The 14,240-nt window shown below is 68.9% G+C and carries 13 protein-coding genes; 9 read left to right on the forward strand and 4 right to left on the reverse strand.

Features of this window, described 5'->3' with window-relative positions:
* Nucleotides 1–237 precede the first annotated feature (237 nt).
* The 4 genes from ABD708_RS00380 (at nucleotide 238) to ABD708_RS00395 (ending at nucleotide 5,136) form a co-directional block, all read left to right on the forward strand.
* Nucleotides 238–1,341 carry a hypothetical protein gene (locus ABD708_RS00380; protein WP_344751259.1) on the forward strand — a complete coding sequence of 368 codons (1,104 nt, stop codon included), beginning with the start codon at nucleotides 238–240 and terminating at the stop codon, nucleotides 1,339–1,341.
* A 45-nt stretch (nucleotides 1,342–1,386) separates the two neighbouring features.
* Entirely contained in the window at nucleotides 1,387–2,235 is an 849-nt protein-coding gene (locus ABD708_RS00385) for a DUF4097 family beta strand repeat-containing protein (protein WP_344751260.1), read from the forward strand.
* Entirely contained in the window at nucleotides 2,232–2,861 is a 630-nt protein-coding gene (locus ABD708_RS00390; RefSeq protein WP_344751261.1) for a PadR family transcriptional regulator, read from the forward strand. The genes ABD708_RS00385 and ABD708_RS00390 overlap by 4 nt, the downstream gene beginning before the upstream one ends.
* 76 nt (nucleotides 2,862–2,937) lie before the next feature.
* A complete protein-coding gene (locus tag ABD708_RS00395) occupies nucleotides 2,938–5,136 on the forward strand; it encodes an APC family permease (protein WP_344751262.1) in 2,199 nt (732 codons plus the stop codon).
* Nucleotides 5,137–5,160: 24 nt separating this feature from the next.
* Here the strand turns inward: ABD708_RS00395 and ABD708_RS00400 are convergent, their stop codons facing one another.
* The 3 genes from ABD708_RS00400 to ABD708_RS00410 form a co-directional block, all read right to left on the reverse strand.
* Nucleotides 5,161–5,496 (reverse strand): ArsR/SmtB family transcription factor, encoded by a 336-nt coding sequence (locus ABD708_RS00400; protein WP_344751263.1) that lies wholly within the window; start codon nucleotides 5,494–5,496, stop codon nucleotides 5,161–5,163.
* A complete protein-coding gene (locus ABD708_RS00405) occupies nucleotides 5,493–5,972 on the reverse strand; it encodes an SRPBCC domain-containing protein (protein ID WP_344751265.1) in 480 nt (159 codons plus the stop codon). The genes ABD708_RS00400 and ABD708_RS00405 overlap by 4 nt, the downstream gene beginning before the upstream one ends.
* A 310-nt stretch (nucleotides 5,973–6,282) precedes the next feature.
* Nucleotides 6,283–7,314 carry a LacI family DNA-binding transcriptional regulator gene (locus ABD708_RS00410; protein WP_344751266.1) on the reverse strand — a complete coding sequence of 344 codons (1,032 nt, stop codon included), beginning with the start codon at nucleotides 7,312–7,314 and terminating at the stop codon, nucleotides 6,283–6,285.
* Nucleotides 7,315–7,486: 172 nt separating this feature from the next.
* Here ABD708_RS00410 and ABD708_RS00415 point away from each other — a divergent pair, with 172 nt between their 5' ends.
* Genes ABD708_RS00415 through ABD708_RS00430 form a run of 4 tightly spaced genes read left to right on the forward strand, consistent with a single transcriptional unit; the run spans nucleotide 7,487 to nucleotide 12,618 of the window.
* Nucleotides 7,487–8,758 carry a sugar ABC transporter substrate-binding protein gene (locus ABD708_RS00415; RefSeq protein ID WP_344751268.1) on the forward strand — a complete coding sequence of 424 codons (1,272 nt, stop codon included), beginning with the start codon at nucleotides 7,487–7,489 and terminating at the stop codon, nucleotides 8,756–8,758.
* 10 nt (nucleotides 8,759–8,768) lie between these two features.
* Nucleotides 8,769–9,857: a carbohydrate ABC transporter permease gene (locus ABD708_RS00420; RefSeq protein WP_344751270.1), complete on the forward strand. Its 1,089-nt coding sequence runs from the start codon at nucleotides 8,769–8,771 to the stop codon at nucleotides 9,855–9,857.
* Nucleotides 9,854–10,702, forward strand: a complete 849-nt coding sequence (locus ABD708_RS00425; protein ID WP_344751271.1) for a carbohydrate ABC transporter permease — start codon at nucleotides 9,854–9,856, stop codon at nucleotides 10,700–10,702. The genes ABD708_RS00420 and ABD708_RS00425 overlap by 4 nt, the downstream gene beginning before the upstream one ends.
* The gene (locus ABD708_RS00430; RefSeq protein ID WP_344751272.1) at nucleotides 10,699–12,618 is read left to right on the forward strand and encodes a glycogen debranching N-terminal domain-containing protein; all 1,920 of its coding nucleotides are present in this window, start codon (nucleotides 10,699–10,701) and stop codon (nucleotides 12,616–12,618) included. Before ABD708_RS00425 ends, ABD708_RS00430 begins: the two co-directional genes overlap by 4 nt.
* A gap of 108 nt (nucleotides 12,619–12,726) precedes the next feature.
* Here the strand turns inward: ABD708_RS00430 and ABD708_RS00435 are convergent, their stop codons facing one another.
* Nucleotides 12,727–13,827, reverse strand: coding sequence for an FAD-dependent oxidoreductase (locus ABD708_RS00435; RefSeq protein ID WP_344751273.1), 1,101 nt, complete (start codon nucleotides 13,825–13,827; stop codon nucleotides 12,727–12,729).
* A 141-nt stretch (nucleotides 13,828–13,968) separates the two neighbouring features.
* On the opposite strand from ABD708_RS00435, the gene ABD708_RS00440 reads away from it, so the two are divergent.
* Nucleotides 13,969–14,187 carry a DUF3073 domain-containing protein gene (locus ABD708_RS00440; protein ID WP_344751274.1) on the forward strand — a complete coding sequence of 73 codons (219 nt, stop codon included), beginning with the start codon at nucleotides 13,969–13,971 and terminating at the stop codon, nucleotides 14,185–14,187.
* Nucleotides 14,188–14,240: the final 53 nt, after the last annotated feature.

Raw genomic sequence — 14,240 nt, forward strand, 5'->3', positions numbered from 1 at the left:
AGGCCACGTTTCCGTGCGTTGGTGACGACCTGACACGGATCGCGCAGGAGACCCCGGGAGCCTCGAGTCACCACAAGGCCATTCCAGAGCGATCTTGGCGTCCACAGCCCGTGCCATCGCGCAGTTCTTCCCGTTTGACGCGACCGGCCGCACGCGCACCCCGCCGGATGCGCAGACTCATGACCCATGCGACCCCCAGAACCTCTGCCACCCGCTCTCTCGTCGCGCGCATTCACCGTGCGCGAAGCCCTCTCCGCCGGGGTGAGCAGACGCCGGATCCGGCGGGACGACCTCGCGCGGCAATACCACGGCGCACGGAGCTCGTTGCCGCCATTGGCGACCGACGCGAAGCCACAGAGAATCGCGTTCCGACGCCTTGAGGAGTACCAGCCGCTGCTGTCGGGCGAGCAGTTCTTCAGCTCGGCATCGGCGGCCGTCTACTGGGGGCTCCCATTGCCATGGGCCGTGCAGGGCGGGCCCGTGCACGTCGCGACCCAGTGGCCGAATCGCGCACCGCGGGTGGACGGAACGATCGGCCATGCCCTGCGCAGGCCCCATGTTGTCGAGCGCGACGGCTGGCGGGTGCAGGCGCCGACGGATGCCTGGTGCGAACTCTCGACGCTGCTCACTCTCGACGAGCTCATCGCCGCAGGCGACGCCTTGTTCTACCGGCAGCGGAAATTGACCACGCGCGACCGCCTCGCGAATGCCATTCGCAAATGGGGAAGCAAGCCTGGCGCACTCCTGTTGCGAGAAGCCTTCGAACTCATCCGCGAGAATGCCGAGTCACCGAAAGAAACCGAGTGGCGCCTCATCCTGATGCGCGCCGGCTTCCCCGAGCCGACGATCTCACACGAAGTTCGCGACGCCAACGGCGAGCTCATCGCGATTCTCGACCTGGCGTACGAATGGGCGCAGACCGGGCTCGACTACGAAGGCCGGCATCACGCCGACGATCCCGATCAGTTCGCCCGAGACGGAGTCAGGTACAACGCGTTGCAGCGGGCCGGCTGGCACGACATCCGCATCATGGCCGGGATGGCCAAGGCGGACATCCTCGACGACTTGGACGAGCGCCTTACCAAGAAAGGCTGGCGGCGCCCGGATCCACCCGCCCCCAGCCGTCACACAAACCGGCACTCGCCCCCGCCAGGTCGTCACAAAAGCACGCCGCCGGTGATGGAGACGTACAAAGTTGACGACCTGCCAGGCGCCACGACGCTGGGTCGGCACGAATGCACGGAAGGACCGCACGAGGCGTGCAAAAGTGACGACCGGGTCCAAACGACGGCGCGGAATCAGGGGGAACCCCGAGGGCGCAAACGCGATATATCGTGTTAGCCTGGTGGCATCGGCTTTCGAGATATATCGCGATTGGAGAATCGGATGCCCGAAGAGAAGTGGCTCGTCAACCCGGGCCAGTCCAAGACCGTCGACATCGACGGCATCACCTCCGTGAAGATCGGCCTCATCGGCGGCCAGGTCGACGTGATCGGCCACGACGAGCCGACGACCCGCGTCGAGATCAGCGGCGTGACCGGCAAGGACATCAAGATCGTCGCCGAGAACGGCCGACTCGAGATCGACCACCCGCAGCTGCGCTGGGACAACTTCATCGATGTGTTCCGCTCGTGGCAGGGCCGCGCACGGGCAGAGGTGAGCGTCCTCGTCCCGCGCAACGTCGCGCTCAAGCTGGGCACGGTCAGCGGCCACGCCCTCGTCTCCGGCCTCATCAGCGACGCGCGCCTCAGCACGGTGAACGGCGACCTCACGACCGACACCCTGGTCGGCAACGTCGAGTTGAACGCGGTGAGCGGCGAGCTCGCCGTGCAGAATCACCTCGGCGCGGTGAAGGCCAACACGGTCAGCGGCGACGTCACGGCGAGCGGCACGCTCAGCCGGGTGACCGTCGACGGGGTCAGCGGCAACGTGTTCCTCGATGTGCGCGGCGTGCCCGACAGCATCCGCCACAACACCGTCAGCGGCGATCTCACGCTGCGCCTCGACGGCGACGTCCCGGCGCGCTTCCGCGTCAACTCGGTCTCCGGCGTGCTGCAGATCGACAACAACATCTATCGCGGCCAGGGCGCGCGCAACGTCGACTACCAGGACGGCCCGCTCGACAAGCTCTGGATCGACGTCAACGCGAACTCGGTGAGCGGCAACGTCTCGGTCGTGCGACGTGCCGGCAGCCCGACGGATGCCACGAGCGAGGCCCCGAAGGCGACAGCGTGACGCCCCCCGTCTTCAGTCACGGCAGCCTGCGCCTCTACCTGCTGAGCCTTCTCGAAGAGGCGCCGAAGCACGGCTACGAGCTCATCCAGGCGCTCGAAGCCCGCTTCGGCGGCACCTACAGCCCGAGCGCGGGGACGATCTACCCGCGTCTCTCGAAGCTCGAAGAAGAAGGACTCGTCACCAAGACGACGCAGGGCCGCAAGACGGTCTACGAGATCACGGATGCCGGTCGCCTCGAGCTGCAGCGCCGCGAGAGCGAGCTGCGCGACATCGAGAACGAGGTCACCGACTCGGTGCGTCGGCTCGCCGACGAGGTGCGCCAGGGGGTGAACCAGGCGCTCAAGTCGCTGCGCGCCGACCTCGCGAGTGCGGCCCGCGAGTCCAAGGAGCACGCGAAGCCGGCCTCGGGGCAGTACACGCAGGCCGGCCCCGATCAGGACGCCCAGGTGCAGTCCCGCTTCGCCCTGCGCGAGGCGGAGCTCGCCTTGAACGAATTCCGGCAGCAGCTGAGAAGCGAGCTGCGCGCCGTGGCGGCGAAGGGCGAGCTGACGGATGCCGCGGTCGGACGCTTGCGCGCCGAGCTGGCCAGACTGCGGGCAGACGTCCTGCAGGTGATCCACCGCTGAGCGCCTGCTTAGAGGTGTCCCGACATGGCGGCACGCGGTTTTGATAGGTGTTTCGCGGGTATTAGAGTTGCCGCTCGTGACAAACGAGGCTAAGACCTCAACCAACGAGGCGTTCTCCGCCAAGCGCTGGTTGATCGGCGAGCCGCTGGCAAGCGAGAAGCTCGAGGGCCAGCTGCTGCCGAAGCGTCTCGCCCTACCCATCTTCGCCTCCGACGCGCTCTCCTCCGTGGCCTACGGCCCGCAAGAGCTGATGCTCATCCTGCTCGCGGGCGGCGTCTCCTTCCTCGCGTTCTCGCCCTGGATCGCCCTGGCCGTCGTGGTCGTGCTGGTGACCGTGGTCGCCTCGTACCGCCAGCTGATCAAGGCGTACCCCTCGGGCGGCGGCGACTTCGAGGTCGCCCACAAGAACCTCGGCGAGAAGGCGGGCCTCATCGTGGCGGCGGCCCTGCTGACCGACTACGTGCTGACCGTCGCCGTGTCGGTCGCCTCCGGCGTCGACAACATCATCTCGGCCCTGCCGATGCTGCACGAGTTCCGGGTCGAGCTCTCGATCGTCTTCGTCGCCCTCATCGCCGTCGTCAACCTGCGCGGCGTTCGCGAGGCCAGCAAGGCCTTCGCGATTCCGACCTATGTCTTCGCCGCGAGCATCGGCGTGATGGTGATCACCGCGCTCGTGCGCACCGCACTGGGGCATCCGCCCGTCGCCGAGTCGGCCGGCTACAGCGTCGCCCACGCCGAGAGCCTGACCCAGGCCGGGCTGATCCTCCTGCTGCTGCGCGCGTTCGCGAGCGGCGCCTCCGCCCTGACGGGCGTCGAGGCGATCGCGAACGGCGTGCAGGCGTTCCGCGTGCCCAAGATCCGCAACGCGCGCACCACCCTGCTGCTGCTCGGCACGATCTCGGTCACCCTGTTCGTCGGCCTCGTCGTCACCGCTCTGATCGCGCATGTGCATTACGCACAGAATCCGTGCGACCTGGTCGGCTGGGCGCAGTGCGCGACCGAGCCGCAGCGCAGCCTGGTCGCGCAGCTCGCCGCCGCGACCTTCGGCAACGACTCCGTGCTGTTCTTCATCGTGCAGGCGGCGACCGCGGTCGTCCTGCTGCTCGCGGCCAACACGGCGTTCAACGGATTCCCCCTGCTCACGTACGTGCTCGCGAAGGACTCCTACGCCCCGAAGGCGCTCAGCACCCGCGGCGACCGCCTCGTCTTCTCGAACGGCGTCGTCGGACTCGCGCTCGCCGCGATCGTGCTGCTGCTGATCTACCAGGCGAACCTCTCGAACCTGATCCAGCTGTACATCATCGGCGTCTTCGTGTCGTTCACGCTCGGTCAGTCGGGCATGGTCAAGCACTGGGTGCGGCTGCTGCGCTCCGGCCGAGAGGGGGCCGGATTCCGCACGGCGGACGGCGAGCTGATGAACCGCGGGGCGATCATCCGCAGCCTGAGCATCAACTCCTTCGGCGCGATCCTCACGGCATCCGTTCTCATCGTCGTCACGATCACGAAGTTCACGCACGGCGCCTGGGTCGTGTTCATCATCATGCCGATCCTGTTCGTGCTGATGCTCGGCGTGAACCGGTACTACCGCGACGTCGAGAAGGAGGTCGAGGTGGATGCCGGCACGACCTACGGCTCCACCGGCGACCACGCGATCGTGCTGGTAGGCAAGATGCAGAAGCCGGCGCTGAAGGCCCTCGACTACGCGATCGCGGCGAAGCACGACTCGATCGAGGCGGTGCACATCGTCGTCGACACCGAGTCGACCGAGCGGCTCAAGCAGCAGTGGCAGGACATGAACATCCACGTGCCGCTGACGCTCATCGACTCGCCGTACCGCGACTACGCGCTGCCGCTCGCGAAGTACATCAAGAAGCGCCGCGAGTTCTGCGGCTCAGAGGTCGTCACCGTCTACCTGCCGCAGTACATCGTCGGCCACTGGTGGGAGCAGATCCTGCACAACCACCGCGCCCGCCGCATCAGCCGCGAGCTGATGCTCGTGCACGGCGTCGTCATCGCGCTGGTGCCGTGGCTGCTGGATTCCTCCGAGCTCATCTACGGCCGCCGCTCGCGCCCGCTGCCCGGCCAGGACCGCCGCGGCGAGCCGCCGCGCCGCATGCCCGCCCGGCGGCCCGGCGCCTCGACGCCGGCCTCGCGCGCCGCGGCGGCGGCCGAGGCGATCGCCGCCGCGAACGCCGAGGTGCGCGGAAACGCCGAGGCGGCCGCGCGCGAGGAGCGCGAGCGCGCCGCCGCAACCTCGGCCGCGCCCAAGCGCTGAGCGGTTCGGCGCGCGCTCTCGGGCCTACGTCGCCTGCTGCTGGATCGCCTCGGCGATGCGCTTGATGCGGGCGAGGCGACCGTCCCACGCCTCCGTGACGGCGGCGAGCTGCGCGAGCGCACGGGCGAACTGCGCCTGGTCGATCTCGTAGTGCCGCTCGCGGCCGCGGGGCGTCCCATGCACGAGACCGGCCTCGTCGAGCACGCCGAGGTGCTTGGCGACCGCCTGGCGGCTGACCGGCAGCTGCTCGCTGAGCGAGGTCGATGTGCCTGCGCTGCCGGCGAGCAGCAGATCGAGGATGCGGCGGCGCATCGGGTCGCCGATCGCCGACCACAGCTCGTCGTCGATCGAGGCATTCATGCGGCAGCGCCCACAGCGGCGGCATAGGGCGTGATCTTCGGCAGGAAGAGATTCCAGCCGACGATGTGATCGTTGTAGAGGGCCTCGGTCGCGGCAGCGTCCCAGCCCAGCTCGCGGAAGCCCGTCTCGACGAATTTGACGACGGTGCCCTCGCCCGTCGGCACGAGTTCGAAGGTGACGAGCAGCGAGTTGCCCGCCTCGGCCGACTCGCCTGCGGGATGCGTCCAGCGGAACGAGAACGACCTCGGCCGATCGACCTCGATCACCGTGAGGCTCTCTGTCTTCACGCCGCGTCCGCGGTCGCGGAAGGTGATCTCGCCGGCGGCACCGGGGACGAGCTCGTAGTCGGCCGTGTCGGGCCACCACTGCGCTACGTGCTCCGGCTTGCTGATGACGTCGAACACGATCTCGGGCGCCGCCTCGATATACAGCTCGCGCCTGATCTCGCCGAGCTCGGCGCTGTCCATGGTCTCCATGCGATCCTCCCGCAACTATTGGTTGCACATCACGTTATCCGGCTCGCCTCTAATGCGCAACCATTGTTTGCGCGATGTTCTCGCGTCGCCTTCCGCGTGGTCGCGTGTGGCCCGCTTCTCAGCGGGAAGCGGGCCACACGCGACCACGAAGGGAGCCATTCGCGACCAAGCGGGGCAGCGGCACGGGGTGGCACGGGGCAGCGGCGCGGCGCGGGCAACGGCACGGGGCGGCACGGCGCGGCACATGGCAACGGCACGGCGCGGCCGCGCGCGCGGAACCGGCGCGCGCTGACCCGACGGCGGACACGCTCTAGCCGACGAGGCCGAGGGCCGGGCCGGGTGTGCGCATGATGACGTCGGGGGTGATCAGGCGGTGACTGCGCGGATCGCCGGCCTCGCTGCGGCCGACGAGGTCGAGCAATTCGAGCGCGGCGGCGGCGACCTCGTCGACGCGCTGATCGATGCTCGAGAATCCGATCGCCTCCGCCACCGGGGTGTTGTCGAAACCCACGACGCGCAGCGCGCCGCCGGTCGCGATCAGCGCGCCGAGGGCGAGCGTGTCACTGGCGGCGACGATGGCATCGAGATCGGATGCCTGCCCAAGCAGCCGCTTCGCGGCCGCGCGCGCCGCCGCCACCGATTCCTCGGCATCCACCGTCAGCAGCGCCCGCTCGCCTGCGTCCACCCCCGCCTCGGCGAGCGCCGCCGCCCAGCCGGCGCGGCGCTCGTCGCCGGTGCCCGAGCCGGCAGGCCAGCCGAGGAATCCGACGCGCCGCGCTCCGGAGGCGCGGAGGCGCCGCACTGCCTCGGCGACGCCCGCGCGGCCGTCGACGTCGACCCAGAAGTGCTGCGGATCGTCGAGTTCGGGAATGCCCCACGGCCGCCCGAAGGTCACGAAGGGGTGGCCGTGCTCGATGAGCCATTCGGTGCGCGGATCGCCGGAGTACGTGGACGCGAGCACGAACGCGTCGACGACGGCCCCGTCGACGAGGCGCTGGAACTGCCGGATCTCGTCGCCGGCGTCCGTCGCGGTATAGAGCATGACCGTGAGCCCGCGGGCCTCGGCGCGCTCGGTCAGAGCGTGCAGGAAGCGGTCGAGCACGGCTCCCGAGATCCCGCCCGCGAACGGGTCGAGGCGCACGGCGATCGTGGAGGCCCGACGCGTGCGCAGGCGCCGGGCGGACGCATGCGGCCGGTAGCCCAGTTCGGCGACGGCGGCGGTCACGCGATCGCGGGTCGCCTCGCGCACGATCTCCGGCGAGTTGAGCACGTTCGAGACGGTCTGGCGCGAGACGCCCGCGGCGCGGGCGACATCGCTGACGGTGGGCAATCGCCGTGGCATCCGGACCTCCTCGTCGGTTCCGATCGCTTCGCGTCGCCCGGAAGGGGTTGACAGCGGGATTCGCGCGCGTAATCGTTGTCTTACCTTATTTGATCGATCCAATTGTGCAACGGCGCGAGTTTTGAACGATCAAAGAAGGCATCGACGGGGATGTAGACAAGGGAGTGTCTCGATGTCAAGAACTCTTGCTCGCACCGTGCTCATGGGCACGGTCGCCGCAGCCGCGGCGATCGCCCTCGCCGGCTGCGGTTCTGGATTCGGGGGAAGCAGCAGCGGCGGCAGCGCCTCGGGGAGCGGCGGGCTGACCTCGTCGAAAGACCCCCTCACCGTACTCATCGGCTCGAGCGGCGACGCCGAGACGGCAGCGGTGAAGTCGGCGGTCGCCGACTGGTCCTCGAGCTCGGGGACGAAGGCGAGCGTCATTCCGGCGAACAACCTGCCGCAGCAGCTCGCGCAGGGCTTCGCGGCGAAGAAGCCGGCGGACGTGTTCTACCTCGACTCAGGATCGCTGCCCGGCTATGCCGACAACGGCTCGTTGCTCGCCTACGGCGATGACCTGCCCAGCTCGCTCAAGAGCGACTTCTACCCCTCGCTCGTCAAGAACTTCACCTACAACGGCAAGTTCTACTGCGCTCCGAAGGATGTCTCGACGCTGCAGCTCGTCGTCAACACGGACAAGTGGAAGGCGGCGGGGCTCACCGACTCCGACTACCCGAAGAGCTGGGATGACCTCACGGCGGTCGCGAAGAAGCTCACGACCGGCGGCACGACGGGGCTCGTCGTCTCCGGTCAGTACGAGCGCCTCGGCGCCTTCATGGTGCAGGCTGGCAGCAACCTGACCAATACGGACAACACCAAGGTGACGGCGAACAGCGCGGCGAACGTGAAGGCGCTCACCTATGCGCAGTCGCTGCTCAAGGCGGGCTCGATGAAGTTCGCGGCGGATGTCGGCGCGGGTTGGGGCGGCGAGGCCTTCGGCAAGGGGCTCGCCGCGATGACCATCGAGGGCAACTGGATCAGCGGTGCGATGAGCTCTGACTACCCGAACATCCACTACAAGGTGGTCCCGCTTCCCGCCGGCCCGAAGGGCCAGGGCACGCTGCAGTTCACGAACTGCTGGGGCATCGCGGCCGACAGCCCGAACCAGAAGGCGGCGCTGAACCTGGTCGAGAAGCTCACGTCGAAAGACGACCAGATGCAGTTCGCGAAGGCCTTCGGCGTGATGCCGTCGATCCAGTCCGCGGCGTCCGACTGGAAGCAGGAGTTCCCGCAGTACGCGCCGTTCCTCGACGCGACGGCATACGCGCAGGGGACGCCGACGCTCAAGGGCGTCTCCGACGTGATCACGGACCTCGACGGCAAGATCGCCCAGCTGAAGACGACGGACCCGAAGACGATCCTCGACTCGGCGCAGACCAATCTCGAAGCGCTGCTGAAGCAGTAGGGGCGAGCGGATGTCGAAGAGCTCGATCCGCAAAGGCGAGGCCTCGGCTGGGTGGCTGTTCACGGCACCGGTGCTGGTGCTGCTCGGGCTGTTCCTGGTGATCCCGATCCTGATGGCGCTCTGGGTGAGCTTCTCGGACTGGGGCGGCCGCGGCAGCCCGTTCTCCGCCGGGGTGAACTTCGTTGGGCTCAAGAACTACGAGGCGGTGACGAGCGGCGGGGGCCTGGCCGAGCAGAACTTCGGGCAGGCCCTGCGCAACAACCTCTGGTATGTCGTGCTGGTCGTGCCCATTCAGACGATCGTGGCGCTGGTGCTGGCATCCCTCGTCAACAACCAGCGGCTGAAGGGGCGCGGATTCTTCCGCACCGCCTTCTACTTCCCCTCGGTGACGAGCTCGGTGGCCATCACGGTGCTCTGGCTGTTCCTGTTCAACACGACCGGCGCAATCAACAAGGTGCTGTCGTGGGTCGGCATCCACGGACCCAACTGGTTCAACGAGCCGCAGGGGGTGCTGCACGCGATCCTCAGTGCGTTCGGTGTGCAGAACGGCCCGGGCGCGCTGGTGAACCACGGTTTCCTCGGCGTCAGCTGGTGGGACTGGCTGGCCGGCCCCTCGTGGGCGATGAGCGCGCTCATCCTGCTCGCCGTCTTCACGACGTCGGGCACCTTCATGCTGCTGTTCCTGGCCGCGCTGCAGAACCTGTCGGGCGATCTGCAGGAGGCCGGCATGGTCGACGGGGCGAACGGGTGGGAGCGCTTCACGAAGATCACGCTGCCGCAGTTGCGGCCGACGCTGTTCACCGTCATCACGCTCGGGCTGATCGGGTGCTGGCAGGTGTTCGACCAGGTCTACGTCGCGACCAAGGGCGGCCCTGACGGGACGACGCTGACGCCGGCGTACCTGTCCTATCAGGCGTCCTTCGGCAACAACGCCTGGGGGCAGGGCGCCGCGATCGCCTTCATCCTGTTCGTCATCATCATCGTCTTCACGCTCATCCAGCGCTGGGCGCTGCGCGAGCGAGCGATCTCGAAGCGGCGGCGCCTCAACCCGGTGCCGGCGAAGGTCGCCGGCCTGCCCGTCGGGGAGGCCGAGCGATGAGGCGGCACCGCTGGACGACCGGTCGTCTCGCGGGCCAGTCGGTGCTCTACGCCGTGCTGACGGTGCTCGCGCTCGTGTACATCCTGCCGTTCCTGATCCAGGTGGCGACCGCGTTCAAGACGGACCCCGACGCCGCGAACAACCCGGTCTCGCTCATCCCGAATCCGTTCAGCCTCGCCGCGATCGACAAGCTGCTCACGAACTCGGACTTCCCGCTCTGGTTCATGAACTCTGTGATCATCACCGTGTGCGTGACGCTCGGACGCGTGCTGTTCGACTCGCTCGCGGGCTACGCGCTCGCGCGACTGCACTTCCGCGGGCGCAACGTGATCTTCGCCGGCCTCGTGGCGGTCATGGCCGTGCCGAACGTGGTGCTGCTGATCCCGAAGTTCCTAGTGCTCAACCAGCTGAGCATCTACGACTCGTACATCGGCATGATCGTGCCGCTCATGGGCGACGCGGCCGGGGTGTTCATCATGAAGGGGTTCTTCGAGTCGACCCCGCTCGCCGTCGAGGAGGCGGCGCGGATCGATGGCGCGGGAACTCTGCGGCTGTTCTGGTCTGTGGTGCTGCCGATGGCGCAGCCGGCGCTGGTGACGATCGTGATCCTGTCGTTCCAGGGCTCGTGGAACGAGCTCGCGCACTTCATCGTCGCCGCGCAGAACCCCGCATTGACGCCGCTGACCAAGGGCGTCGCCACCCTCGCGAGCGGCTCGCTCGGCTCGGGCACGCAGTATCCGCTGAAGCTGGCCGCTGCGCTCATCATGACCCTGCCCGTCGCCGCGATGTTCTTCGTCTTCCAGCGGCGCATCATGACCCAGAGCGAAGGAGCGGTGAAGGAGTGAGCAGCACCCTGCCGAACGACCCGGCCCCGGCATCCGTTCAACGTCCTCAGCCGCTGCTGCACACCGCGTTCTCGGTGCTGCGCGCGCCGACACAGGCCTGGTCGGACGCGCTCGGCGACATGGGCGCGCTGCCGATCCATGGGCTGTACCACTCCAACACACGCGTCATCGACAGGCTGTCGCTCGAGGTCGAGGGGCACGTGCTCGAGGACCTGCGGGTGCTCGAGGAGGACGCCCTGCACACGACCTTCACGATGCTGCTGCGCGGGCTGCCGGGAGAGCGGGCCGACCCGCGCTTCCGGGTCGAGCGCACGCGCGCGGTCGACGGCGGGCTGATGGAGGAGACGATCACCTTCAACTCGGCGCTCGCCTCGCCGCAGCGCGTCATCGCGGTGCTGCGGCTGCACGCCGACTTCACGCCGATCCACCTCGTGAAGGACGGGCTGAAGCGCGAGCACGCGGTCGCCGACACGGTCATCAGCGATGCCGACGGCACGGTCGCGTCGTGGAGCGACGACGGCGTGAGCCTGCGCATCATCGCGCCAGGGGCGATCGCGACCGAGACGGATGCCGGACTCGAGCTGCGCTGGCAGGTCGACGTGCCCGCGGGCGAGGCGCCGACCATCGGCTGGCGGGCGGAGCTCGACGACGAGCGGGCGGTCGTCGAGGCGGCGTCCGACGCGACAGGGTGGGACCCGGACGCGGTGCCGGCCTTCGACCTGCGCATCCGCCGCTGGGTCGACCGCGCGCTCACCGATCTCTCCGCGCTGCGCATCACCCTGCGCGGGCAGGACGAGCCGTTCCTCGCCGCGGGCGCTCCCTGGTTCCTCACCCTCTTCGGCCGCGACGCGCTCTGGGCGGCCCAGTTCATGCTGCCGCTCGACCCCGGCCTCGCGCTCTCGACCCTGCGCGCGCTCGCGCAGCTGCAGGGCACGGAGGTCGACCCGCTCACAGCCGAGCAACCCGGCAAGATCATGCACGAGCTGCGGCCGACCGCGCTCGAGCTGCCGCAGCAGCAGATCATGCTGCCGCCGCTGTACTACGGCACGATCGACGCGACCCCGCTGTGGATCGTGCTGCTGCGCGATGCCTGGCACGCCGGCGTCTCTGGGGCCGAGGTGAAGGCGCTGCTGCCGCACCTGCACGCCGCCCTCGAGTGGATGCGCGACTACGCCGCCGGCCCAGACGGCTTCCTGAGGTATATCGACGAGTCGGGGCGGGGCCTTTCGAACCAGGGCTGGAAGGACTCGGACGACTCGATCCAGTGGCACGACGGGCGGCTCGCAGAAGGGCCGATCGCGCTGTGCGAGGTGCAGGGCTACGCCTACGCGGCGGCGCTCGCCGGCGCCGAGCTGCTCGAGAGCTTCGGCGAACCGGGAGCCGAGGAGTGGCGCGACTGGGCGGCGGCGCTGCGTGCGCGCTTCAATGACGCGTTCTGGGTGTCCTCGCCGGACGGCGACTACCCGGCCATCGCGCTCGACGCGCACGGAGCGCGCGTCGACTCGGTGGCGAGCAACATGGGGCATCTGCTCGGCACGGGCATCGTCTCGCACGAGCAGGCGGCGCTGATCGCCCGGCGGCTGCTGTCGCCCGAGCTGCACTCGGGCTTCGGGCTGCGCACGATGTCGACGGCGGATGCCGGCTACTGGCCGCTCAGCTACCACGGCGGCTCGGTGTGGGCGCACGACACCGCGATCGCGGTGCTCGGACTCGTTCGCGAAGGGTTCAGGGCCGAGGCGCGGGAGCTCGCCGACGGGCTGATCAGCGCGGCGGTCAGGCTGGGATTCCGGATGCCCGAGCTGCACTCCGGCGACGAGAGGCACGGTACGGAATCCCCGGTGCCGTACCCCGCCGCGTGCCGCCCGCAGGCCTGGTCGGCGGCGGCGGCCATCGCGATCGCCTTTGCGGTGCGCTGAATCTCTGGTGCGCCGGTCCCGGCCCGGCGCACCGCGGTTGGCTTATGCATTCCACACGTTCGGCGGCGAGCAAGTCGCCGCCTCGTAGAGCGTCTTGCGTCTCTCTCCCTACAAGGAGGCGATCACCTGGCGGGCCACCGCGCGGCCGGCTCGGCTCGCGCCGATCGTCGACGCCTGGGGTCCATAGCCGGCAAGGAATATACGGGGGTCGGACTCGACCGCGCCGTTCGCCACCGTGACGCCTCCCCCGATGTTGTGCAGCCGCAGCGGAGCGAGGTGCCGCAGCTCTGGCCGGAATCCGGTCGCCCAGATGATCGCGTCGGCATGCGTGAACGAGCCGTCGGGCCAGCGCACCCCCTCGGGCTCCACGCGAGTGAACATCGGCCGCGGAACGAGCAGCCCGCGCTCGATGCCTGCGGCGATGCGCCGGGTCTTCGCGATGCCGGTGCCGTGCACGATGCTCGGCAGCGGTCTGCCCGCCCGGGCGGCGGCGTCCTGCTCGGCGACGGCGCGCACGCCGCCCTCCATGCTGAGCTTCTCGTCGTCGTTGAACTCGACGGGCCGCCGGGTGGCCCAGGCGAGGTCGGCGGCGACGCCCTCGAGTTCGAGCAGGAATCCGATCGCACTCGTGCCCCCGCCCACGACGATGACCGACATGCCGCGGAAGTGCTCGGCCGAGGCGTACGTGTTCGTCGTGAACTGCTCGCCCGTGAACGAGCGGATGCCCGGCACATAGGGCACGAACGGGGTGCGCCACGTGCCGCTCGCGTTCACGAGCAGGCGCGTCACGATCTCCTCGCGGTAGTCCGGGTCGTGCTCGTCGGGCACGCGCGCGTTGACGATGAGATCGGCGCCGCGGTTGAAGACGCTCATCACCTCGACAGGGCGGAACACGTGGAGTCCGTAGTGCTCCTCGTAGGCCCGGTAGTACTCCTCGACCACGTCCTTCGCGGGCCGGTGATGGTCGGCGGTCTCGAACGATAGCCCCAGCTCGCTCATGCCGGGCAGGTCGGCGACCCGGTGCGCGCTGCCGAGGGTGAGCGCCTCCCAGCGATGCTGCCACGCCCCGCCGGTGGTCGGCCCGCGGTCGACGACGACGAAGTCCACGCCCGGTTCGAGTTGGAAGCGCTGCAGGAAATAGGCCACCGAGAGACCCGCCTGACCGGCCCCCACGACGACCACCTGCGTGTGGGTCGGCAAGTGTCGCACGGGGCATCCAGGAAAATGAAGGGGGCGTGCAGGGCAAAGGCGGGCAGGGCGCCTCATGCTAAACTACCCGCTAGATTTCATCTCTGTTTGCGCCGGGTGACAACACTCTCACCCTGGCCCGTCATCGTAAGGGGGTCTCGCATGGGGCGTGGCCGTCAGAAGGCAAAGCACACCAAGATCGCCCGCGAGCTGAAGTCCTACAGCCCGGACGTGAACTATGCAGCCTTGGAGCGCGAGCTCGGTAGCCACACGTCCGAAGAGGACCAGTACGCGGCCTGGGCCGACTATGAGCCCGAGGGCCTCGAGTCCGACGACGAGGACGAAGACGAGTACCAGGCTCGCCAGCCGAAGGGCGCCTGAGCCGACTCGCACGTGAGCTTGCAATGCCCCGCCTCCCCCGAGGAGGCGGGGTG

It is taken from the genome of Gryllotalpicola koreensis, from assembly GCF_039538185.1.
In the GTDB taxonomy this organism is placed as follows: domain Bacteria; phylum Actinomycetota; class Actinomycetes; order Actinomycetales; family Microbacteriaceae; genus Gryllotalpicola; species Gryllotalpicola koreensis.